General features: G+C 43.9%; 18 protein-coding genes and 4 pseudogenes. 13 read left to right on the top strand and 9 right to left on the bottom strand.

The genetic code is table 11. The features are described from left to right. Positions 1-6: 6 nt before the first annotated feature. From ACQ4MX_RS01195 to ACQ4MX_RS01165, 7 genes and pseudogenes are all read right to left on the bottom strand, one after another. Positions 7-321, bottom strand: a pseudogene (locus ACQ4MX_RS01195) (LLM class flavin-dependent oxidoreductase); the annotation flags it as partial. 210 nt (positions 322-531) lie between these two features. Beyond that, positions 532-2694: an amidase gene (locus ACQ4MX_RS01190; protein ID WP_431088866.1), complete on the bottom strand. Its 2163-nt coding sequence runs from the start codon at positions 2692-2694 to the stop codon at positions 532-534. Between the two features lie 115 nt (positions 2695-2809). Next, the gene (locus ACQ4MX_RS01185) at positions 2810-2929 is read right to left on the bottom strand and encodes a hypothetical protein (RefSeq protein ID WP_431088864.1); all 120 of its coding nucleotides are present in this window, start codon (positions 2927-2929) and stop codon (positions 2810-2812) included. A 340-nt stretch (positions 2930-3269) separates the two neighbouring features. Further along, positions 3270-3821: pseudogene (locus ACQ4MX_RS01180) on the bottom strand (spore germination protein); the annotation flags it as partial. 697 nt (positions 3822-4518) lie between these two features. Continuing rightward, the gene (locus ACQ4MX_RS01175) at positions 4519-5208 is read right to left on the bottom strand and encodes a metal-dependent hydrolase (RefSeq protein ID WP_431088862.1); all 690 of its coding nucleotides are present in this window, start codon (positions 5206-5208) and stop codon (positions 4519-4521) included. Positions 5209-5320: 112 nt separating this feature from the next. Then, positions 5321-5956: an FMN-dependent NADH-azoreductase gene (locus ACQ4MX_RS01170; RefSeq protein WP_431088861.1), complete on the bottom strand. Its 636-nt coding sequence runs from the start codon at positions 5954-5956 to the stop codon at positions 5321-5323. Between the two features lie 38 nt (positions 5957-5994). Continuing rightward, positions 5995-6378 carry a tautomerase family protein gene (locus ACQ4MX_RS01165; protein ID WP_431088859.1) on the bottom strand — a complete coding sequence of 128 codons (384 nt, stop codon included), beginning with the start codon at positions 6376-6378 and terminating at the stop codon, positions 5995-5997. A 67-nt stretch (positions 6379-6445) separates the two neighbouring features. Here ACQ4MX_RS01165 and ACQ4MX_RS01160 point away from each other — a divergent pair, with 67 nt between their 5' ends. The 4 genes from ACQ4MX_RS01160 (at position 6446) to ACQ4MX_RS01145 (ending at position 10907) form a co-directional block, all read left to right on the top strand. Then, positions 6446-9031, top strand: coding sequence for an NB-ARC domain-containing protein (locus ACQ4MX_RS01160; RefSeq protein WP_431088857.1), 2586 nt, complete (start codon positions 6446-6448; stop codon positions 9029-9031). A gap of 178 nt (positions 9032-9209) precedes the next feature. Further along, entirely contained in the window at positions 9210-9509 is a 300-nt protein-coding gene (locus tag ACQ4MX_RS01155) for a hypothetical protein (RefSeq protein WP_431088856.1), read from the top strand. A gap of 24 nt (positions 9510-9533) precedes the next feature. Next, entirely contained in the window at positions 9534-10184 is a 651-nt protein-coding gene (locus ACQ4MX_RS01150) for an FMN-dependent NADH-azoreductase (protein WP_431088855.1), read from the top strand. A 513-nt stretch (positions 10185-10697) separates the two neighbouring features. Continuing rightward, positions 10698-10907: a hypothetical protein gene (locus ACQ4MX_RS01145; protein ID WP_431088853.1), complete on the top strand. Its 210-nt coding sequence runs from the start codon at positions 10698-10700 to the stop codon at positions 10905-10907. A 249-nt stretch (positions 10908-11156) separates the two neighbouring features. On the opposite strand, the gene ACQ4MX_RS01140 is transcribed toward ACQ4MX_RS01145, so the two are convergent. Beyond that, positions 11157-14003 carry an alpha-amylase family glycosyl hydrolase gene (locus ACQ4MX_RS01140; RefSeq protein WP_431088852.1) on the bottom strand — a complete coding sequence of 949 codons (2847 nt, stop codon included), beginning with the start codon at positions 14001-14003 and terminating at the stop codon, positions 11157-11159. 540 nt (positions 14004-14543) lie between these two features. Between ACQ4MX_RS01140 and ACQ4MX_RS01135 the strand changes: the two genes are divergently transcribed. From ACQ4MX_RS01135 to ACQ4MX_RS01125, 3 genes and pseudogenes are all read left to right on the top strand, one after another. Then, on the top strand, positions 14544-16679 hold the full coding sequence (locus ACQ4MX_RS01135) for a starch-binding protein (protein ID WP_431088850.1): 2136 nt from the start codon (positions 14544-14546) through the stop codon (positions 16677-16679). Positions 16680-16950: 271 nt separating this feature from the next. Then, positions 16951-17169: pseudogene (locus ACQ4MX_RS01130) on the top strand (gfo/Idh/MocA family oxidoreductase); the annotation flags it as partial. A 1230-nt stretch (positions 17170-18399) separates the two neighbouring features. Beyond that, positions 18400-18635, top strand: a pseudogene (locus ACQ4MX_RS01125) (aldo/keto reductase); the annotation flags it as partial. Positions 18636-19443: 808 nt separating this feature from the next. On the opposite strand, the gene ACQ4MX_RS01120 reads toward ACQ4MX_RS01125, so the two are convergent. Then, positions 19444-19797, bottom strand: a complete 354-nt coding sequence (locus ACQ4MX_RS01120) for a winged helix-turn-helix transcriptional regulator (protein WP_431088848.1) — start codon at positions 19795-19797, stop codon at positions 19444-19446. A gap of 273 nt (positions 19798-20070) precedes the next feature. Between ACQ4MX_RS01120 and ACQ4MX_RS01115 the strand changes: the two genes are divergently transcribed. The 6 genes from ACQ4MX_RS01115 to ACQ4MX_RS01090 all read left to right on the top strand — a co-directional run bounded on the left by ACQ4MX_RS01115 (position 20071) and on the right by ACQ4MX_RS01090 (position 24037). Further along, entirely contained in the window at positions 20071-20565 is a 495-nt protein-coding gene (locus ACQ4MX_RS01115) for an MsnO8 family LLM class oxidoreductase (protein WP_431091218.1), read from the top strand. After that, the gene (locus tag ACQ4MX_RS01110; RefSeq protein ID WP_431088846.1) at positions 20546-21064 is read left to right on the top strand and encodes an LLM class flavin-dependent oxidoreductase; all 519 of its coding nucleotides are present in this window, start codon (positions 20546-20548) and stop codon (positions 21062-21064) included. The genes ACQ4MX_RS01115 and ACQ4MX_RS01110 overlap by 20 nt, the downstream gene beginning before the upstream one ends. 128 nt (positions 21065-21192) lie before the next feature. Then, positions 21193-22017 carry an NtaA/DmoA family FMN-dependent monooxygenase gene (locus ACQ4MX_RS01105; RefSeq protein ID WP_431091216.1) on the top strand — a complete coding sequence of 275 codons (825 nt, stop codon included), beginning with the start codon at positions 21193-21195 and terminating at the stop codon, positions 22015-22017. Next, positions 22001-22228 (top strand): MarR family winged helix-turn-helix transcriptional regulator, encoded by a 228-nt coding sequence (locus tag ACQ4MX_RS01100; RefSeq protein ID WP_431091215.1) that lies wholly within the window; start codon positions 22001-22003, stop codon positions 22226-22228. Before ACQ4MX_RS01105 ends, ACQ4MX_RS01100 begins: the two co-directional genes overlap by 17 nt. A 103-nt stretch (positions 22229-22331) precedes the next feature. Continuing rightward, a complete protein-coding gene (locus ACQ4MX_RS01095) occupies positions 22332-22871 on the top strand; it encodes an SDR family NAD(P)-dependent oxidoreductase (protein WP_431088844.1) in 540 nt (179 codons plus the stop codon). A gap of 62 nt (positions 22872-22933) precedes the next feature. Continuing rightward, positions 22934-24037, top strand: coding sequence for a Gfo/Idh/MocA family protein (locus ACQ4MX_RS01090; protein WP_431088842.1), 1104 nt, complete (start codon positions 22934-22936; stop codon positions 24035-24037). Positions 24038-24263: the final 226 nt, after the last annotated feature.

Genomic DNA, 24263 nt, shown 5'->3' with positions numbered 1-24263 from the left:
CTATAGCGGCGGATTGAAAGTAGTGGAAACCGTTGTCACTAATCCAATCCGCTGAGTTTCACGAGCAATCGCCGCAAAAATCATTGTAGGATCTGGACTGCCAAAATTAGCGGAATCACCCAGCATCTGTGGGCTAACATAAAGATAATCCGCCCTGAAAAGAAAATCGAGCTTTGCCTTCTCCGCCATATTTGCCAAATCAATGTAATAGTCAATTGATCCCATCTTTTCCACACCGCTGTCTGGGCGCCGCCAACCGTCTCCTTTCATCCAAGTTGCAGATAAGGATAATCCAATGCATAATTGTCTATTTGTAGTCAACTCAACTCTATCAACCTTTCTCTATAGAAAAATAATGTTACGCCTAGGAAATATTCCGATCAGTGCATGCTCAAGTAGGCGAAGCCAACCGAGTTAATATCCAGCATCGACGCCTTTCCAGGGCAACAAGCGCTCGGTGATCATAATGCGATCCTCTCGAATATATTAATAATGAACCCGCAATTATAGTGAGTTCTATGATGTCCTTCGTCATTGGGGTAAAGTTACAGACTTGACTTGAGCAGAGGTATTTCCGTAAATATCTTTGGCCAGCACGAGAACATGTAGCGTATCGGCTTGGGAGGCACCACCCTGTTTGTATTTAGTAGTTGGAAGCGTTGCTGACCAATTGGCTTTATCTTCTGTAATAACGGCACGAATGCCATTGATATAAACTTTAAGCTGTGCGATATCGCTTTGATCTGTGACTGAACCTTCCAAAGCGAGAACATCGTCCTTGATCGAAGCATTCAACTTAAGTGCAGGGGCTCCTGTTTCCTTACGTTTAGAGGGTGGGAGAGCAGTTTGCGGGTTATAGGAAAAGGTTTCATCCTCAAGCGCTGGCGTGTGTGCTGCAATAGGACGGTTTTTGGTCGCCTGCTCATAGGAATAAGCGTAACGAAGCAGGTCATTATCGCTGTATGCGGCACCTGCCATCGTCAGATTAACGGGCATACCGGTATCCTTCATAGCGCCCATACTCACAGATACACTTGGAATCCCGTACTCGCGTAGAATGAAATTCGTATTGGAGAAATAGTTGCCATTCTCCCAAGCCTCATCATAGGACGTTTCATTCACATCGGAGTCAGCTTTGCCGATATTCGAATTTGCCGGGAATGCAATAAAATCAAGGTTGTTTTGCTTCATCCAATTTTCAAAATCAATCTTTCGTACATTTTCAAGCCCCCTCAGTCCTTCATAAAACTGAGGAATTTGTTCGTAAGGGGTGACGCCTTTTTTTATGGTTTCAATGAATACGTCATAGTGGCCAAGGTCTCTGCCACGTTTGGCGTCTACCGAACCGGGCGGATTCGGGAAGACGGTTGCAGGGTCGATATTAGCCCATGACGGGAAATTCGGATCGCCCACACTTTTAAGGAATTCCTCAGCTACATAAGGATTAAGCAGCCCGAATTCCTTTTCAACCCATTTTGCCGGCATCAAACCACGTTCCTCAGGTGTTTTCGCTGTTGCCCGGTCCTTCTCGCTGTTCGCCTGCAAGGGGAAGTCAACTTCCACAACCTCAGCTCCAAGAGCAGTTAAATCCCTTACAGCTTTTTCCCATAATGCCTGTATCGAAGGTCTGAATTTGATCGGAGTTGTGGTTTCATAGTCCTTACCGATATAGATTTTCGGAACGCCAATGCGTTTGCCTTTCAAAGCTTGAATGTCTCGCAGCTCTAAATAGGATTTGGGACGGACACTGTTGACAGAAGGGAGCCGAACGGCTTTCTGTTCTCGCCAGAAATCACCCTTGGTGATCTTATCTTCTACAACGATCACGTCAAGCAAGCGGAGCATGTCCTCGACAGTCCTCGTATGTGGGACAACGACATCCCGTATAGGGAAGAGCGGCCAATTCCCCCGAATGGAGATTAGGCCCCGCGATGGCGTGTAGGCAATTAAACCATTGTTAGATGCTGGTGATCTTCCAGAGGATACCGTTTCTTCCCCCATACCGAAGGCAGCGAGGTTGGCGGCTGTTGATACGCCAGATCCGTTAGAGGAGCCAGAGTACCAGGCTGCAGCCAAATAATCTGGATTGTACGGACTTTCAGCACGGCCATAAACGCCTCTTTGCATTCCCCCTGCTGCCATTGGCGGCATGTTGGTTTTACCAATGAGCACCCCACCGGATTTGCGTATCTTCTCTACTGTAAAGGCATCGTCCTTTGCCATTAGGTTTTTGAAAGCCGGAGATCCAGAAGCGACAGTGAGTCCCTTAACCTTGTAGCTGTCTTTAACCGTGTAGGGGATGCCTTGCAGAGGCCCGGTCTTAATACCTTGTGCCCTTAGTTGATCAGCCTGAGCGGCTTCTTTCAGTACGTCGGGGTTCAGAACAGGGATGGAATTCAGCCGAATGCCACTAGAATCATAGGCATACACCCGGTTAAGGTACAGGGCGGTGAGCTCGACACTTGACAGTGCCCCTGACTTCATCGCTTCCTGCATTTGAGCAATCGTAGCCTCTTGCAATTGAAATGTAACTAGGGAGGACGTGGGTTCACTAGTTTTACTAGAGGATGAGGGTGAAGGAGCGGCGGATGCAAGCGGGCATCCCGTGAAAGTTAAAATCATACCAACTGCGATCCATTTACAATAGTTACCGATTACATACCTTTTATTCGCTTTTAGCGTTCGTGCGCACATAGCATTTTCACTCCTTAAATAGGTAGGATCAGGAATTTGAATAGAGGGGAATGAGAAAAGGCCTCTTTTACAGTATAATTGTTTCTAATTATAGTACTTATTTTCATGTGAAATGTCAATTTTTGTAACGAAGAAAGCGGGGAAGTTCGGGGTGCTTTTGATGAATTTTATTTCCAATACCAATAAGGTCGGTATTCTTTTGCTGTAAGGCTTTCCATCCTTCCTGAATTTGCAACTTGATCGTTTCTGCTGCTTGCTTCTGCGGCAAAATACAGTTTACGTGGGTATTCCAGGCTACTCTTCGTAACGGTCTCTCTCAATGTTTTTCCATGTGTAGAAAAGGTATGTACAGCGCTTTGCGATGCCCCCGTGGAAGAACCACCTGAGCCAGTCGTCATGGCAGATGGAATTATGATTTGATAAGTATTGATCCAGTCACCCTTATGTCCATCAATTCCAGTTGCAGTTGTGATGCCTAATTCGTTCAATTCTGTACGATCTACGCATCCTGTAAGTAATAACCCTGCAATAAACAGAACATAACTAACTCTTACTTGCCGCACCATTGATCTCTCCTATTTTTGGGTATCAGACTTGTTATTCCTATTTTCATCTGAACTGGCAGGGTATTGGTGGGTTGCCTGTCTGGTCTTGTTGGAACCTGATTTTTCACTAGGTCTCGTTTTCATAGCCCACCATGGAACTCTAATGACTAGGTCCTTCATATTAGATTTATAGAAGGGGCTGTAGGGCATAAAATAATTAACTCCGAATGATTTGAGTGATACAAGATGAACTAAAAGGGGGATAAGCCCTATCAGAATACCGAATAAGCCTAGAGCCGCCGCTAGTAACATAAGAGCAAAACGTAGCAACCTGACTGCTGAAGCCATGGTGACATATGGGATAACGAAGTTCGAAATAGCTGTGAAGGCAACAACGATAACCATTGCACCTGAGACCAGACCGGCTTGCACCGCTGCTTGTCCAATAACCAGAGCTCCTACGATTGAAACGGCTGGTCCGATGACCCGCGGCATCCGTACACCGGCTTCACGAATAACTTCAAACATCAATTCCATTATTAATGCTTCCAATAATGCAGGAAAAGGAGTTCCTTCCCGTTTTAATAAAGAGGCCGCGCTATTTTCCCCAAGCTTAACAGAAGTTGCAGAGACTCTCTCTGCAATTATACCTTCCATTACATCGGAAAGTAGGTTTTGGTCAATCAGTCCTTCGATATAACAAACGGCGAGATGGCCTACATGGTCAGGATTATCGGAAAAATCACGAATGACAAAATCAGGACCTTGCCCGAGTTTCGATTTGAGTAAAGACAGAGTTTGGGGCAATGACGGATTAATGGGGTCAGATGTTTGCTGATTGGATTTTTCAACATCTTGTCTACGCCTTCTTTCAGGTCTCAGAACGTTTCTAAACCAACCTGATAACACAAGCTAACCACCCTTACTAATTGATAAAGCATATTTTATCTTCGAAGGCCCAAAATATACCTCTTGAGAGCAGTTGATTCCTATGTTAAACATTGTCAGATTGCTTTCCAAATGAATGAACTTCATGTCAATGTATACTCAACAATGACGAATTTTGTAGAGCATTTGTTCAGAGAAAATCCAAAAAATCAAAAGCGGGCGCCGTCCAACAGAGGAGAGCGCTCGCTTTTGGAAATAACTTAATTCAACTTTCGGTGCGACCAAGCCTAGGCTGTGAAGTGTTTCGCGGGTGGGTCTCAGACGGCGACTTAAAGCGAAAACCATTAAAATAGCGACTTATGCTTATATAAGTTGATCCTTATGAATGGATTCAGGGAATCAACTCCAGCCCTTCTCCCGGTTCCAACACTTTCCCTACCCCTTCCTTTAGAAGCGAAGCGAAGTAGTGAGGGTCTTGTTTGATATGAGGGAACGTATTGAAATGGATCGGCACAACTTGTTTCGCTTGAAGCCATTCAGTTGCCAGCGCAGCATCCTCTGGTCCCATAGTATGGTTGTCTCCGATCGGCAGAAATGCCAAATCGATATTGCTGAGTTCTCCAATCACCTTCATATCGTAGAACAAACCTGTGTCTCCTGCGTGGTAAATCGTTCTGCCCTCTGCTGTGAACAGAATCCCAGTAGGCATTCCCGTATAAATAATTGTTTTAGTCTCCAGATTAACAAGGCTTGAGCTATGAAAAGCCTGGGTTAATTTCACTTTTCCAAATTCGAATTGATAAGCTCCCCCAATGCTCATGGCGTGGGTTCGTACACCTTGCCAACTGAGAATATCCGCTAGCTCTGCCGATGCAATGACCAGCGCGTCATTTCGTTTTGCAATTTCCATAGTATCTCCAACATGATCCCCGTGGCCATGGGTCAGAAGGATTACATCAGCCTGCACGTCGGCTGCTTCCAGATCGGTGTTGGAGTTGCCTGTAATAAAAGGATCAATAAGAATGGTTGTGCCATTGGTTTCGATTTTTACAACCGAATGTCCATGATAAGATACTTTCAATTTTCTTTCCCCCTTGGTCAAATCGGCGATGCCGGGTTTATTCGGGTTAACGTGATGTAACAAACCATTGCCACGATATTGACTAATCTCGAATCGCTATCGAAGCATACTCTTAGAAATTCTTCGCAGCATTGCGCGCTTTTTCGATCGCTTCAGCTTTGATTTGGGGAGCGCGGTCTCCCGCCGTGGATAGACCTTCCACAAACAGGCTATCAAAGTCTGTTACGCCGACAAAATTCAAAACAGTCTGCAAATGACGGCTTCCATTCTCGCGTTCCGCCACAGGACCTTCCGAATAGATGCCGCCGCTAGCTTGAATGTGGAATGCTTTTTTGTTATGCAGCAGTCCAACGGGGCCATTCTCCGTGTATTTGAATGTTTTGGCTCTAACGCAAAATGAATCAATGTACGCCTTCATTACAGGAGGGTAAGAGAAGTTCCACATTGGTGTAACGAACACGTACTTGTCCGCAGTGACAAACTCTTCGAGTAAATGATTCAGTTGGGTCAATTTTTCTTGCTGCACGGCAGTCAATTGATCAAACGATGCTCCTGTTTGAAGCATGCCCCATGCCTCCAATACATCTGCATCGATATGCGGAATGTTTCGTTGATACAGATCTACGTGCACAATCTTATCTTCTGAGTGACTTTCTTGATAGGATTGTACAAATTGCTCGCCAACGGAAAGGCTGTAAGATGCTTCTGGAGTACCGGGATGCGCAGTGATATAAAGGACAGTCGACATAATTATATTTCCTCTCTTTCCTTATAAAAAAATTTGAATTAAACAATAAAGGGGGCGATGCCATTGCCATAAGACCAGTTGTCTTTCGTGACTTCAATTAAATTGATGAAAATATCTTCCGTTCTAATGTCGCACTGCTGATGCAGTTGTTCAGCTAATGCCGCATAGAACTCTTTTTTTACTTCGGACGATCTGCCGACATTCAAAATGATTTGAACGATGAGAAATCCATCACTTCTTTCAATGTCCAGACAGTTTGGATCAAAGTTGAAGTTCTCTCGGTTGTGTTCCTCGATAATAAAAAAACGATCATTCTCAGGCACTTGCAGTTTGTCCACGATCGTTTGCGAGACGACCTCTTTAATACGGGCTTTAGCTTCACTCGAACGTCCTTCCAACGTGACGATACGCGTTAAAGGCATGTAGATTACCTCCTCTTTTTGTTGATATGCTTTATTTTATCTGTTAAAATCCAGAACACGAATGTACATGAGTTCGTGTTTGTTCGTGTCAGAGATGCTCAAACTATTGAAGCCAGGTGATAAGATGGAAGACGAAAAATCTTCGAAAGATTGGCCCCATGATTGGATTAAAAAAATTCGTTCCAGGCCCGCTAGACATAACCTTTCCAAACGAATACGGCAAGTTGACTTGGCAAGGCAAGTTGGCGTTGATCCACGAACCGTTCAACAGTGGGAGAACGGAGATCGTCTTCCCAGCGTTGGCAGCCTCAAACGTTTGATTCAAGTCTTTTTGGAGGAAGGGCTCTTTTTGGAGGGAGCTCAGCGGAAAGAGGCTGAGGAGCTTTGGCTTGCAGTAAAACGTTTTTCAGAAGCGCGTTCTGCCACAAAACGGGAGTTTCCAGATTTTGATGTCACATGGTTTGAAACCGTAGCTTCGTTTGAAGGTTCCGCGCAGGAAGGTCGGGTTGCCACGCAAGCCGTTTCACTTGCAACGCAAAGTCAGTTACCGAAGCCTCTTTCTCTCTTTGTAGGAAGAAGCCAATCCATGGCTGACCTGAAAGAACAGCTGAAGAACCATTCCCTTGTGTCAATCGTAGGACCCGGGGGGATAGGAAAAACATCTCTTGCTGTTCGAGTCGCTTCAACGCTTGCAGAAATGTATCCGGACGGTATTTGGATGTTCGAATTCGGCGCCGTGAAGGAACATCATTTTTTGGGCCAGTATCTGTTATCCACTATGGGACTGCAAAATCAAGGGAATCGAACTGATCTCCAAACCATATTAGATGTAATCTCCGAGAAAAGAATGATGTTTATTTTCGACAACTGTGAACACATCATTGATGCATGTGCGGCTTTAGCTGAATCACTCCTCATGGCTGCGCCAGCACTAAGTATCATGGTCACGAGCCGAGAATCCTTGAACATTTCGGGGGAATACGTCTATCGGATTCCCCCGTTATCCTTTCCAGGGGAGGAGTATTCGCTGGAGATGCTGTCGGAAGAAGAAATCAAGGAATTTGAAGCCGTGCAACTGTTTATGGAACGTGCGTTTTTGGTTGCTCCTAAGCTTCAGCCCACGCTGGCAAACTTGCAGCTTGTAGGTGCCATATGCAAAAAATTAGAAGGGATTCCGTTAGCTATTGAGCTTGCGGCTTCCAGAATGAGCATGTTGACATTGGAACAGATGGAAAAACGTCTGGCGAGTCTGCTGACATTATTGACTGCTGGAAAACGAAATGCTGTGCCTCGGCAAAAAACGCTGAAATCTACAATCGATTGGAGCTACGATCTACTAACCGACAAGGAGCAACTGCTTCTGAGAAGGCTCAGTGTATTTTCGGGAGGGTTTACGTTGGAGGCAGTGGAGCGGATCTGTAGCTGCGAACCCGCATTGCCCATCCGTGATGATAAACTTGCTCGGGAAGATATGCTTGATCTGTTATCCGGACTGGTCAACAAGTCACTCGTCTCAATCGAAACCAGTGATGACTACCGCTATATCCGTTATTTCATGCTGGAAGCCATTAAGGAATATGCTGGCGAGAAGATGCGGGAAGAAACTGATAACCGTAACAGACATGTTCTTCTTGAACGTCATGTTCAACATTACAGCCAAATTTTGAATCGTGCGGAGGCCAAGTTTAGGACTCGCGAACGTGATGCCTGCCTTGATGAAGTGAGACGAGAATATGCTAACCTGCGCTCAGCCATGCAATGGTGTTATCAAAATGCACATGCCAACTCAATCGGACTTCATATGGTTTCAAACCTTTACTGGTTCTGGCTTCATGAAGGCAGGTTAAAGGAGGGGGTGTTTTGGCTTAATCGTTTTTTGGAAAGCACCGTTCATGAAGAACTGCCTGGTGGAGATTTTGCCAAAGCATTACATGGACGGGGTGTCATTCAATTCGTTCAAGGAAACGTTGAAGATGCCATGGTTTCAGCTGCACGCAGCGCTGATCTCGCCCGTGATCTGAATAATTCTGCACTATTATCCTCTTCTTTACGTTTAACGTCATTTATTTACATAAAAAAACTGGATTTGGGAGAAGCTGAGTCTCTGGTTAAGAAGAGCGTTAATATTGCTAGGAAAACGAAGGATAGGTGGAATTTGGCGGCTTCGTTGCATGCTTACGGAAAGCTAAAGCTGGAACAAAAAGAGTATCATGATGCATCTATACTTCTAAAAGAGAGTGTGTACTTCTTCGAATCGGTTCAGGATAAATGGGAAGTATCCGGTCCGTACGAAAGCCTCGGTTATACTTCCTTGAAACTTGGGCAAATCGATCAATCCATTGAATACTTCAAGAAAAGCATTGCGATTAGCCAAATCTACAAAGGAACATGGATTCTTTCTCGTGGAATAGAAGGGTTGGCTATAGCGTTATGGGCGAAGAAGGCTTATCCAGAAGTGGTCATCCTTCTGAGTGCTGCTGAGAAATGTCGCGAAAGATTCGGAGGTGCTGCCGTTCCGAATTTTCCAGTGGAGCATAGCGTAGTGCTTCTTGATCTTCAACATGTTTTAATTGAACAGGAAATGCGTGATATTTGGAACAAAGGAAAGAGTCTAACGAAAGACCAGATTCTTGCATATTCGCTAGAAACCTAGGTTTGGGACACCCAACACGGCTGGAATGTCGTCCTCCAAGTCCTTAGGCAGATGGAGTTGATCCATGGTATATTGATGTACAAAGAAACCGTTCCTTTCGTAAATGGTGGGTCGCACTTCCATTTTACAAAAAAACGGTTTCTTTTTGTTTTACATCTTTGAGAAAAGCGGTCTTCCTTTGGGGTATGCAGTTTATGAACGACCAATAAAAGTCAAAAAAATTGGTATTTGCATTTCAAGATCCCTCTTGACATTCATTTTTTTCTGTAACTATGATGATTACATTAAGGAGGAAGTCAGTAATGAGAATAAGCAGCGGATTTTCAATAGGGCACAGGCTATCCCTGCTGAAATAGCTAGAATTGCTTTCGATGGCATTGAAGACGAAAGTTATGAAATTGTAGCAGACGATCCGAGTCGCAAAGTGCGGAGTGACTTTACTGGCGACATTCAAACATTGTATCCTCAATTATTTTAATCATAATAAAGGAGTGGATTTATCATGGCAACTGTATTGTACGTAACCGCTCATCCTTTAAAAGACGGTACTTACAGCTTATCGGTCGGCAAACAGTTTATCGAAACCTATCAGGAGGCCAACCCAGGAGATGAAGTCATTTATTTGGACCTGTATCGCATGGATCTTCCGCAAATCGACGCCGATCTTCTAAGACGCTGGGGGCAACCGCCAAGTGGTCCTTCCTTCGATGAACTGAGCGAGGAGTCGAAGGTCAAAGCGGTGCGAATGCGCGAGATTGTGGACCAATTCATGACTGCGGATAAAATCGTCATTGTGAATCCGGTATGGAATTATTCTTTCCCGTCGGTTCTGAAAGCGTACATTGACGCGATTACGGTTCCGGGGAAAACTATTAAGCGAGCCGATAATGGGTTGCGGGGTTTGTCCGGTTTGACTGGGACACAGCAAGACAAAAAAGTGATGCACATTCAGGCTTCCGGCACAGTTCTCTCCCATGGGAAGTTTGAAAATGTCGAGTACAGCCACAGTTATGTAAAAGCTGTCATGAATTTACTCGGAATTGACGATGTGCAGGCTATTTTTATTGAAGGTATCAGTGAGCAGCCGGATCAAGTGCAGAGCATAAAGGAACAAGCAATCCGGCAAGCCATATTGGCAGCCAAAACGTTTTGATGTAACAGCCTAAAGAAAAACCAGAAAATTTAGGGTTTTTTCTGGTTTTTCTTTCTCTTTTTTGACTAGGGATAAGGGGACTGTATTGTTGTTACACCTGATGTACGTTGAAGCCAAATTATTTGCATTACAATCCTTGATATTTAAGGATACTTTCATAATGCAACCTGTTTGGCTTCATATTTTTATTGAACCAAAAGCAATTGCAAACTGTACGGTTAAAGCAAAAATTATTGCAGAGGTAATAGCTTAGTATCATTCTATTTATCAGAAAATACACAATAATGGTGAAAAATTAAAACCACATCTACTCCTGTTCCTATGACTAAAGCTGAGAAGTTAAAGGCTACTGGGAAGGATTCAGTCCCTAAGTTGAAGCGCGACGTGTTTTTTACAACAAATGGATAATCCAATTACTGGATTTGGGTTGAAACGGATCCGAGAGTTGTTTCTTTTTGTGAAAGACCCTACAAAGTAAGTCATATAATTGAAGGGAAAGATGTAATTTATAATATGTATAAAGTTGCTGCAACTATTCTAGAAAAAGCTGAATTAGATGCACCTGTTAGAGCTTCTCATGGTAATTCTGCAGCGATGGCTTTTACATTTTATTTAAACATAAATGGGGTTAAACCAAAAACTCGTGCTATTGATGTTATGACATTTGATGAATCCTGTGAAATTATGGATATGAAAGCATATAGCTTTAAATACAACAATTAATCAAAGCAATAAGCAACACTACTAACCCAAAATATCAGTCAAATTCCTTCGGGTGAAGGAGTTTTGACTATATTTATATACAAGCCACTTACATTTATCAAGAGGTAAAAAGGTAGCATGGTATTCAAATGAAAGTGCTTGAAAAGTTAAATCCCGACTGTCTCTTGGTCTACTTTTTAATTGGAAGCAACCTTAGCTCGGTGCAATACCGAACTGAGGTTGCTTCAGTTAACTAAGACATACTGCCGTTTACTTCAGATAGGTTCCCGTTTCTCCAATTCCACCTCTGCCATTCAATACATATACCCTTGCATTTCCTTTGCCGGAGCATGTCAGGGTAATCTTGGCATCAGTAACGGTTTTGGAATCACCGGTCACCGCATCCACATAGGTTCCGTTCGGAATTCCGGTAAACGTGGCGTTTCCCGAAATCGTGACCAATGCAAAGCTGTCAATGCCTTTGGCGCTGTCGGTATATCTTCTCTTAAACGCCAGATTGCCCGACACATTCTCTGTGGAATACTGGCCTTTTTGCAAGGCGGGAACAGCTCTTCTGATTAAATTAAGCTGTCTGATATGTTTCGCCAGAGGATGGTTGAGCGATTCCGCAAGCGTGCCAGTAGCATTTGTGTATTTGCCGTAATCTTGTACCGTAACATTGCCTTTAATGTGATCGCCGAAATATGCCCGTCCCGTTTTGCTTAGCGGTGCGTTTGGACCTGTATCAATGGTTGCCCCTTTTTGAAACTCGATTTCGGAGCCATAGAAGATAGCGGGTATTCCGCGGAAGGTGAACATCAGATCGAGATTCTCGGCCCAAGTGTCCTGTGTGCCCGCAAATCTTTGATTTTCCGGAGCCTGGTCGGGCGCATAGTCATGCGAGTCGACATAGGTTACATTCCAGGTAGCATCATTATAGTATTGATCGCCACCTTTCATACTGAATGCTTCCTGTGCAGTCTTGAATGCCCAATGCATTGGAAAATCAATCACATCCATGCCCGATTTCATCGAATAGTCAGGCGTATGATAGGTATTTCCGTTTAAGAGAGCATTGTTCGAGGTTGGCTGTCCTGCTGTAGTAGAGTTGTCCGCCCACTCTTGTTCAACTGACGCTTTATTGGAGGCGTAGTCATTCTTTCCATCGCCCGGATACGATTTTGAGCTTTTCCAAGTATAGAATGGCGTCGAGATCGCTGGAATTCCACTGTTCCAGACATCTCTGTAACGAGTGGCTACTTCTCCAAAAATATAGAAATCCGAGCCACCTCTTTTCTTCCAGGCAGGGATATAGTATTTATTGAAAATATACCGGCTCACATGCTTCACCGTATCGACACGGAAAGCGTCAACACCCATGTCTATATAGTGATTGTAGGTATCAATTAAATATTTGTTAACTGCAGGGTTTTCCGTGTTCAAATCCACGCAATCTCCCGCTATCTGACCAGTTTGAACAGTATAGGATTCCCAAGAGAGACTTTTCTCTGTATGGTAAATGTTATTGTTCGTCCCCTCGTTCTTCATTAAAGCGAGCCTTGCCTGATACTGCTGATCGGGCGTCATAGTATCATAGTTTGACGGCAGCTTATCCGTAGTTTTCACCAAGTTGTTAGCAGTATCCGGTTTAGCCGGATCTTTCTTGAACATGGGGTACAGATTCTCTTCACCGAAATTACCGGTATGATTGACTACGATGTCCTGAATAACCTTCAGCCCCTTGGCGTGGGCCGCATTGATCAAGTCCTGATAAGAAGCTCCCGCCGATTCATACCGTGGGTCTACTTTGGCAAAATTTAAAGCATGGTAACCATGGTAATCATAACCGCTGGCATTTTGCACAACAGGTGTAATCCAGATGGCGCTGAATCCGAGGGCTTTGATATAGTCGAGCTTTTGAATCAGCCCCTTAAAGTCCCCTCTCCAAGCCGGGTCCGAATCTGGATTGCGCGCCTTTCCATCATCCCATGCGTGCACGTTATTGCTCGGATCACCGTCATAGAATCGGGAAGTAATCACGAAGTAGATGGTGTCTTCCCGAAAATCCCCCTTAGTTCCAATATTATAAACAAAGCTCTGTTTGGTTTGATTACCAGCGCCGTCTATAACGAGAAATTTTAATGTCGTGGTCTTGGAGATAAGAATAGACGGTCCAGTCAATCCGGCCAGCGCGTTGCCGAGGATATAGACTTTTGAGCTTGTGGTTGGTTCTGTACCATCCTCCGTATAGTATGCCTTGGTCGTTGCCGCCTTGTTATCTTTCAGGTTAAAGGATACAGTCACCGAGGAATCAGAATGCCCGGCAGGCAAATTCGCTGTGATTGTCGGAGCTTGCAGATCTGCATTCAGGTCAATCACATAAGCGAAAGAGGATGCATTTCCAGTTTGACCGATTGAATTAACACCGAAGGCCTTAATGGTCAAAGAGGACGCAACTTGGATTGGAGAGGTATACAAGGTCGAGGATGTCGTAGGTGTCGAACCGTCTATCGTATAGTAAATCTTATCGTCACTGTTGGTACTGGAAAGCGTCACCGTTTGGGACGAATCGTATGTTTTGGGTACAGGAGAGGCGGAAATCGCCGGGATTTTAGGCATTTCCGGACTGGCATCATACCATGTGTTATCTGTGTAATACCAGCCCTCTTTCACACTGCGGGACAAGTCGGCCGTCTGTTTGCCGCTACTGTCATTGAAGATAAGACTTGAGCCTGTGGCCTCGGCAATGGTGTAGCTGTACCAGTCGTTTCCATCCGACTTCATCAGAATTCCCGGCCACGCCCCACTTATTGGAACGGTTGCCGGATTCAGATTCCAGTAATGGATTCGAATCGCTGAATTCCAGCTTGAAGGTTTCTTAAAGTGAACCGTCAACCCGGTTTGAGTTGATTTAGGTGTTGTGGTAGGTGCATACGTTGCGGTTACGGTAGACGTGATTGAAGCGGTTGTCGATGGAAGAGCAGTCGCTGTGGAATTCGTGTAGGTGGCTGTATGATCGTTGTTACTCGAAGCTACGCCGGGTAACCCGAAGAAGTTGAAGCAAAGCGATAAAATAATCAACCAAGAAATAAAACTCCCAGTTTTTTTTCTTAACAAGTTAACAACCTCCTGATAATATTTAGTGGGATAGATAATGCAATCGATTGCATTAAAAGTAAAAAAAGAAAGACATTTATTTTGATAAAATGGATTCATTAATCGCCTCCTCCGTGGTGTATATGGAAAATAATCATTGTACGCGCTTACAAAAGAAACTATGAAAAAAGCCCATTCACACAGGGCTCTATACCAATGATTTTTTCCTTTTATGATTATATCATCCATACTTTTACTGGTCAATGTATTGCTAGGGACATATTTCAAACCAAAGAAAGCCAATTCATAATTGAAGCCAACGTCCAAAAAGCCTTGAAGGCACAGTGAGTAATAATGACGGGAGAAAAAGGCCGTTAGAAATTTATCTTTAATATAATCATTGACAAATTGTTAGATAAATGAAATCATGTCTCTGAGTGCAATCATGTGCAAACGATTGCCTCTTTGAAAGCGTATACATTTTGTTTCACGCTCTTTTATTTACTCCTAATCTCTCAAGAGAGGTTGGTTGTAAAATAAAATCAAAAAGGAGAGTTTAGTATGAGGAGGAAGGAAAGCCCCATCTTGAGACGTACCTGGAGTATCGTTCTCTTTGTCGCATTGTTATTGCAAATGATTGGCTTTAATCCCGAAGTACAGGCGAATGTTGATGTTCAGCAGTTAGGCGGTTCGGATGCGAAGCTATCGGCTGTCGCAAACTACGGACTCCCGGAAAGGACGAAGGATGGTCTTATTTTTCATGCGTGGAACTGGTCTTTTGACAACATTACCAGGAACCTTCCTGAACTGGCTCAGGCGGGATTTAAAGCGGTGCAAACTTCGCCAATCCAAGCCAACAAGGAAGGGTTGACAGAAGGCAGCAAGTGGTGGATTTTGTACCAGCCCATCAACTTTAAAATAGGCAACTCTCAATTGGGAAGCAGGGATGATTTCAGACAGCTTTGCCAGGAAGCAGATAAATACGGCATCAGTATCATCGTTGATGTTGTCGCCAATCATACAGGGAATGCGGGCGGTGGAAATCAGCAGTATCAGCCGGCGCATAATGTTGATTCGGTGATCAAGAATAACAGGTATCTCTGGCATGAGGCCAGAGGGGTGGAAAACTGGAATGACCGTTGGCAAGTCACGCAGTGGGGAATTGGCCTGCCCGACCTTAACACGTCTAACCAGGAGTTGCAAGATATCATTATCGGCTTCCTGAATGACGCCATTTCCTTGGGCGCCGACGGTTTCAGATTCGACGCCGCTAAGCATATTGAGCTGCCCAACGATCCGGGGGGCTCCAACTTCTGGCCCCGGGTACTGGACTCGTTGAATAATAAAGACAAACTGTTTAATTACGGGGAAGTGCTTCAAGGCGGAGCTGACAACTTTGCCGGCTATGCCAATTACCTCAGTTTGGCCGCCTCCAGCTACGGGGACAGTGTAAGAAGCGCCGTTGGTTATCACGGTGGCATCAATGTTGATGCGGCCAAATCTTTTAACGCCAATAATGTAAGCCCCTCCAAATTAGTTACCTGGGTCGAATCGCATGACACTTATGCTAACGACAACAACGAATCGACAGGGTTGAACGATTGGCAGATCAAAATGGGCTGGTCAATCATCGCCTCTCGGGCGGAAACGACCTCTCTGTTCTTCAACAGACCGACAGGAGGTGGGAAATTTGCGAATCGGCTCGGCGACGCGGGGAATACGCTCTGGAAGGACCCGGATATTGTTGCCGTTAACAAGTTCCACAATGCCATGGTAGGTCAAGACGAATACATTAGGACGCAAGGGAATCAAATTATGCAGGTTGAACGCGGAACCAAAGGCATGACGATTGTGAACCTTGGAGGCAATGCTCAAATCAACTCTCCTACCAGACTGGAGGACGGCGTTTACCAGAACAAGGCCAACGGCGGTGGATCGTTTACGGTGTCGAACGGCAGAATTACCGGCCATCTGGACGGAGGCAGGATCGCCGTACTGTATAATGCGGCGCAGCAAACTCCGACAGTATCCGTCGATCCTGGGGAAGGCGCCTTCTTTGCAGATTTTGTTAACGTGAGAATGAACTATTCCAATGCAAATTCAGCAACCTACACTTTGAACGGGGGGCCGACGACTCCGTTCAGCTCGGGAGATATGGTCAGCATTGGCGCTGGGACTCCAATCGGATCGACGTTTGTTCTGAAAATTGTCGCCGCGAATTTGTCCGGTCAAACAGAGAAGATGTTCAAGTATACGAAGGAGGAACCGAGATCGGGCATAACCGTTCATTTCTACAAGCCTTCCGGCTGGGGAGCATCGAACATCTACTACTACGATGATTCCGTGACTCCGCTCAGGGAAGGCTCAGCTTGGCCGGGCGTGGCCATGCAGGATGAAGGCAACGGCTGGTATGTGTATAGGGCCCCGGGCTGGACGCAGGCTAAGGTCATATTCAACTCAAGCGGAAATCAGATGCCCGGATCGCAAATGCCTGGATATGCCGTAAGTGGCGAGAAATGGATCAAGGAAGGCCGGATTACTTCGCAATATCCCCAAGGGACAAAACCGGCGGTTACGATCGATAAACCGGAAGGAGCATTCCATGGGGATAGTCTGGAGATCACGCTCAATTACAGCAATTCCGACAGTGGTACTTACAGACTGAACGGCGGTCTTTTTCCTCCGGACATAAACTGACGTTAGGCGCGGGGCGATCCGCCCGGTACCCGCAATACGCTGGAAATGACAGCAAGTAGCGCTATAGGGAAAACAACCAATACCAATACCAATACCAATACCTATACTTTCGCTAAAGCACAAAGCCCAGGCGAAATTACAAGCCGGCGGATTAGGGTGCCCCCAACATTTATTATTACGACGAGATGATGACTCTCAAGAAAGAAAATGCAGCTTGGTCGGGAGTTCCAGGGGAGTGGCTTGTATTCCCACACCAGCTCCGGCTGGAGCTCTGCCAGGCTACCAAGAGAACACATGGGGCGATATGGCCTACGCTGTCCGCAGCGGACGGCCTCACCGTGCCAGCGGTGAACTGGCCTACCATGTTTTGGAGGCGATGTTGGCTTTCCATGGTTCCTCCGATGAGCAGAGGTTCTATCCGATGCAGAGCACATGCCTGTGCCCAGCGGCTTTGCTGGAGAATCTGCGCTTGTATACGTTGGATGCGTAAAGTAATGTCAGCCTGATGCTGAATCCGCAGCATACAAAATAATTTACAAGACTGGAGAGACTGTCTTGAAAGTCGGTTTTTGGATTTTTTACATCCCGCTTTGAATGTGCATTCTCAAGAAAAAAATAATGAGTAGTTGATCGATAAGTATCAAAGTTAACTGTATACGCAAGTCTGAAAAAGTATGGGGTAAAATGGTTGCCGGCAAATCAAGCAAACAAATTAACGTCTATTCATTCACAGTAAACAACGAAGATCCCGGCTATTATATATCAGGAAAGCACAACAAGTATAACCAACTTATCCTTTTGTAAATGGGAAAAGACACGTCTGAATAGCCAAGAAGAAACGCCATATACTCCAGAAGGAAGACAAATAAACGCGCTAATAACAGGTAAGAAGCCACTAATGACAAGGGCTGACGAGTTACTAAGCATACATCTCTCGGAGCTCATTGCAAAAGGGATGACATCGGACATGTACAATTTTGAATACTACATGAATCGTGCCTAGTACCGCAGGCTGCTCCCATCTAGGTACTAATGTTTGGAGAAAGATTCAAGATTTCAGAGAAAAGTTGACAGTAAATATCGCTACTTAAAGATGGAACGCCGTATGCCGCGAAAGTGGCACGTATTTGCGAGACAGGGAAAAGGCAATACCATCCAAACGAGAAACTAAATAATTAGTCGCCGATTGAATTCCGACAACTGGCTAACTAAACTTGAAAGGTGTCTTGAACCTTGTCTCACAAACCTGGGTCAGTCCCGTCCCCTTTGGGAAGCAACGCATTTTTTTAAAATTTAGGAAGCAAAATCTTACTTCGGGAAATTATTCACATATTATGTAATGGGAAGGTGGGCGTCTTCTAAATACAAGGATACGGGCTGTTGAGAGAACAAGAGTTACGGTAGCCTATCAAGATCAAAAAATAGAATTAACTTTTCCAGATCCCGATTTTATTATCTCCTTGGCGGAATGCAGCTAGACTCCTTGAGTATAGGAATGGTTAAGTTGACGAGATGACTGGCCGTTATCCGATTCGCCGATATGACAAGGGTATCAAGGTCTTGTTCTTTAACATGATTGAGAAAGAAATGTCGAGGGATAAGAGTTGCTTGGTCTTTTTGTTTAAATTTTTGGATACGATTTGTATCGAATTGTTACACATAGAAGTTGTACAGTGACACAAAGTTTCACCCTTATTAATCATTTCTATTCAATCGAAGGAAAGTAGCCTGGGCGCTAGGAGATTTGATTCAGGCGGAAAAAGATAAACATGGGGGACTGTCGGAGGCGGGCGTGGGAACCATTCGACGCGCGCATTCCGTTCAGCCGCTCACGGCCATCGAGAGCGATTCGTTGTGGTGAAGATGTCCGGAAGACGAACTGCTGCCTACGTTAGAAGAACTCAGCATTGGCTTCGTGCGTACAGCCCATTGGGAAAGGGTTACCTGAGCGGAACTTTGCAGCTTTTTTGTTTTGAGGAACCAAGTTTTTTTCCGAGTTGAGGACAAGAACTTGGTTCCTTTGCTGAAAAGGGAACTTGGTCCGATTACCGATTTGATTAACATCTAATAGCAAACAAGCCAGGAAGACTGTAGGAAGAGACGATAGCGTGATGGTATTCATACTCGTTGCAGAAATGTTTAGGAATGATTCGTTGAAATCTTGGAACTAATGTCATTCAGTGGGTCGACAGTTGTTTAACATTGAAGGGTCACGTTGTTCTCAATTGGATCGCGCCCCATCCGAAAGCTATTCACTGTTGCTTTTATATCTGCAAATGCAAAAGGAATCCTGAAATAGTAATTTGAGTTCAGAGATACAAAAAGAACTTCTCGTACCGGCTGACGAAAAAGCCTAATGATATCTATAGAATACCAGCTATCCCATGTGGCTCGAGCGCCAGCAGACATGACTGACCATACATGCCAATACTTACTGCAACACGCACATATCTATGAATGAGGGCATGAATAAGAAAGCGGCATAGGAAGCATTGAAAAAAAATTATGGTTTTGTGCTGCTGAATGCTGGCACCCTTTTGATTTTACCGCGCTATTCCTTGTGACGCATAAACAGCTTCCATGCGCTTTTTTGCGTTCACCATATAGACCGTAAAAGGCAACCATATCAACTGTGAAATCGGTTGTATGATTTCCTTGCTCGTTAGCACGGATTGCGTAGAAGAAGTTTGGACAAAGGCTTAATAAAAATGTCTTCTTTGGATTCAAAATTTCGGTAATAAGCCTGTTTGGAAACTTCATCAGATTAAGGTTTTTCGCCGTATTCTTTACCGAATTCCTCCATCTTCTCAAGGATCGGTAGTAATTTGGTTCCCTTGTCTGTTAACGAATACTCTACTCGCGGAGGAACTTCCGGATAAACATTACGTTTAATAACTCCATCGTTCTCCAACTCTTTAAGCTGCTTTGTGAGAGAGCCTTGTGATAAACCTCCAAGAAATTTTTTTATATCCGTATAACGGTGTGTTTCTCCTTTTAGATACCATAATATAAAATATTTCCAACGTCCTGAAAGAACATTTTGGGTAAATGCTATCGCGTACATATCCCTTTTTTCGTCCATAAATTCTTCATCAAATCCTTCATTACAGACCCTCATTGATATCACTCCTAATCTTAAGGTACAAAAAGTTGTACTATGTTCATTTATATTGCCCTCTTTGTAAATGAACATAATGACTTTATGATTGTGTCAACAAACAAAAACAATTAAATTTTAGTTTACCTAAAATGCGAAAGGATAATGTTCGTTTTATAGTTAGTAGGATAACTAAAATTGCGTTTTTTTGATTTTATATTTAGTAAGCTAAATAAATATAGCACAGAAAGGAGTTACTGATAAGTAAATACAGGAAATAGACTACAACTTTCGATTTTAGACTTCGTTCATGTCTTTAAAGGAAGTGATGCTAAGAAAAGTCTCCAAAACATAACGGAAATGGTTCAATTAGCAGAACAGTGGGGGTACACAAGGTACTGGTTCACTGAACACCATAACACAACAACCTTGATGAGTACTTTACCAGACTTGCTGAGCCTTCATGCAGCAGCTCACACCAAAAGTATTCGAGTAGGTTCCGGAGGGATCATGTTGCCTAATCCCAGCCCCTTGAAAGTTATGGAGAACTTTACTCTTCTCGAAGGATTATATCCAGGGCGAATTGACCTGGGGATCGGCAGGGCTTCAGGTACTGATGGCAGAACCATGTGGGCATTGCTAAGATCCCGAGAATTAATGGAGGTTAATGATTTTCCAGAGCAATTAGATAACCTGCTTTCCTTTTTTGACCGTAACTTTAAAGAAAAACACCCGTTTAGTCACATCAATCCTCCTGGAGGTTCCAAATATGTTTATGTTGGGATCTAGCGAAGGTGGATTACAGTTTGCCTTAGAAAAAGGATTAGGATTTGTATTTGCAGCTCATTTGGCACCGCAACTAGCTATTCCTATGCTAAGAGCTTACCGTTCGAATTTTAAACCTTCGTTCTATTTAAGTGAACCCCAAAGTATGTTAGCAACGATCGTTATTACAGCTGAGACGGAAGAAGAGGCTAAATATATAGCAGGACCGGCGGAGTTAATGTGGGCACAGATGAGCACAGGCATGAAAAATCTTACTTTTCCTACACATGAAGAAGCCAAAAATCACATTTATACATCAGAAGAAGAGCGCGCTAAGGAACGAAACAAAGAACGCTTTGTTATTGGAAATGTTGAACAGGTTGCTGAGCGACTTCATCACATTTCAAAAGCAAGTTTAGTGAATGAAATCATGATTGCAGATTTTTATCCTAATCAAGAAAGCCGAAAGAAAGGGCATGAATTACTGGCAGGTGAATTAGGTTTATCACAGGGGAATACATGAACTCATGAAAGGGAGATCATTCAACAATGGAAGGAAAAAAGCTAAAATTAGGAGGGATTATTGATGGCGTTGGTTGGAACTATACGGGATGGAAACATCCTGATATTCCAGAAAAAGCCAGTTAAAATATTGATTATTACGTTCAAAAAGCCATACAACTTGAACAAGGAAAGTTCGTTCTCATCTTTTTAGCGGACGTAAGTCATATTGGACCTGGCATGATATCACACTATCTAAGCATGTTTGAGGGCGTATCTATTTTGTCTGCATTGAGTATGGTAACTCACTCCATTGGCTTGACCGCGACAATAGCCACTTCATATTCTGATCCATTTACTGTTGCTAGACAAATAGCCTCACTCGACAAGATTAGCAAGGGCCGAGCAGGATGGAATGCGATCACCTCTAATCCGGGAGGGTTAGCCAATTACAGTCGGTCCCATTTAAGGAAAGCAGATCTTTATCCCATGAAAAAAGAGTTTTTAGAGATTGTTGAAGGCCTCTGGGATTTGTACGAAGACGATGCATTCATACGTGATAAGAAAAGTGGGGTATTTTATGACCCGAGTAAGATGCATCCACTAAATTATACTGGGAATTACTTTTCAGTGGAGGGACCAATAAATGTTAGTCGATCTCGACAATGCAGACCGGTCATCTTTCAAGCCGGTACCTCCTTGGAATTCATGGATATAGCTGCACAGCATGCCGAAGTCATCATGGCTCCAGGAGATCAGTTTGAATATCTTAAGGAATTCACTGCTGAACTTAAAAGAAAAGTGCAAAATCAAGGGCGTTTACCAGACGATCTACTGATTATGTCTTCTCAAAATCCCATCGTTGGTGAAACGGAGAAAGAAGCCTTGGAAAAGCTAAGGGAAATCGAATCTTGGATGCCTAAAGGTTATCGAGTGCCGAAACCTCAATTGATGGGATCTGCGGAGCACGTTTAAATCACTAGAGCAAAATGGGTTTATATACCGCAAACGTGATGAACAAGACGCAAGAGTTATGCGAATTTATCTCACAGAAAAAGGAAAAGAATTAGAGGTTCCGGTTGAGATCAAATGGAAAGCACAACAGGAAAAATTACTACATTCCATGACTGTGGAAGATCGTTTGATACTCAGACATTTCATGCAAAAGTTGGAGAGTTTATCATGAGTTCGCTACTGCCAATGAGCAAAAGGATTATTATTTTTGAAGAAGGAGGTTCCCTTTTGAAAACAATTGCTATTATCGGGCTGGGCCCGGCCTCGGTTTCTCATTGGCCAAAACATTTGGAAAACATGGTTTTCGCATCGCTTTGGTATCCAGAACACAGGATAAACTCAATCAATATGCAGACCAGTTGAATGAGATGGGGATTGAAGCCAAAGGATTCGCCGCAGATATTACGAACAAGATGCAACTCATTGCAGAATTTCAACAAATTAGAAATACATTTGACACAATCGATGTGGTGGAATTCAGTCCCCATAACGGAAATGTGCCAGTGACGCCTGTCTTGGAAACCACAGTTGAGAGCGCACTTCTTTTTACAAGTGAACTATCTGCCATGATTCCAAGTTCCATGTTTGGAAATTCAGGTATAGCCATGTCGGGGCTACGAAACTATATCCTCAATTTGCACGAACGTTTGCTTCCGCATGGTGTATTCGTTGGGCATATGTCGATTAGTCCGTTGATCAAGAAAGATACAGGTTTTGATCCGGATCAAGTGGCTGAGGCATGGTACGACTTATACGAGCGTAGAACACAGGCAGAAGAGACCTTTCCAAAAGGTATCAAACAGTTATTGAAATGATTTGTTGAAAGATTTGGGCATAGATAAGTTATCAAAATTCAAAATAAGGGAGATGTTTTACATTGAGTAAAAAAATTCGTACAGGAATCATAGGTGCTTCAATTAATAATGGATGGGCAAGCGGCACGCATATTCCAGCCATTGAGCATTTGGATGAGTTTGAGCTTACGGCAGTTGGGACAAGCAATATGGCGAGTGCGAAGAAGAGCGCAGAAGCCTTCTACGCAGATTACGGCTTTGATAACATGGAGGATTTGGCTCAACATCCTGATGTGGACATGGTAGTCGTCAGTATTAACGTCAAGGAACATTATAATGCCGTTAAAGCCATTACTCCTGCTGGTAAACTGATATATTGCGAATGGCCACTGGGATCAAATACGGGTGAAGCACTCGAAATGGAGGAATGGGTAGCGTCCGCACAATTGCCAAATGCTATTGGATTACAGGCCAGACAAGCTCCGGCAATTCAGTATGTGAAAGATTTAATGGCAGAAGGTTATGTTGGAAACGTATTGTCTGCCAATCTAAAGATCTCCATTGATGGAATGGGTGGCGTGGGTGACAAGTCCAGTGCGTACTTGTTTGATCGGAAGATTGGAGGGAACTTGCTGACCATTGTAGGTGGTCATAATCTGGATGCATTTACCTACATGCTTGGGGACTTTACAGAACTTTCTGCCCTCACAGCACAGCAGTTTCCTGAAGTCGAATTGGTGGATATTCAGAAAGTCATCAAGAAGACGACAGATGATCAAATACTGATTACTGGAAAATTAACGAGTGGTGCAGCAGCCAGTGTTCATATTCAAGGTGGAGTCAAACATAAGACAGGACTAACGCTTGAAATTTTCGGAGACAAGGGCACAATCGTGCTGAGTGCGCCTGCATCCATTCAATTCGGATCACACCAATTACGCGGTGCAGGACCTACTGACAAAGAGCTTCGTGAGCTAACCATTCCCGATTCCTATTACTGGGTCCCAGATTCCCTCAAAGACGACTCAGGATTTGTTCTGAATATGGCTCAGGCTTATCGTAAGTTCGCCCAAGATATTCAAGAAGGAACAACCTTAACACCTACTTTCGCGGATGCGGTGAAACTTCATCGGTTACTTGATGCCGTCGAAAAATCAGCACAGACCGGTGAACGTCAATATTTTTGATGCTAAAAAACTCGAATCCGCAGTGATCAAGCACATTGCAGCTGCGGATTCTTTATCGTTTGCGATCACTCCTAATCTAAAGGTACAAAAAGTTGTACTATGTTCATTCATATTGCCCTCTTTGCAGATTTAACAAATGAGTTTATGATAGTGTCAATGTCACTGAACAGAATAAAATCATTCAACATTTATTTAGCAGGCTAATTATTATCACACTACAAAAAGA

Origin of the sequence: Paenibacillus sp. 8b26 (genome assembly GCF_050626875.1) — a bacterium.
GTDB lineage: Bacteria > Bacillota > Bacilli > Paenibacillales > Paenibacillaceae > Paenibacillus.
The sequence above is the reverse complement of the archived record's forward strand: the minus strand, read 5'-3'. Positions and strand labels throughout refer to the sequence as shown.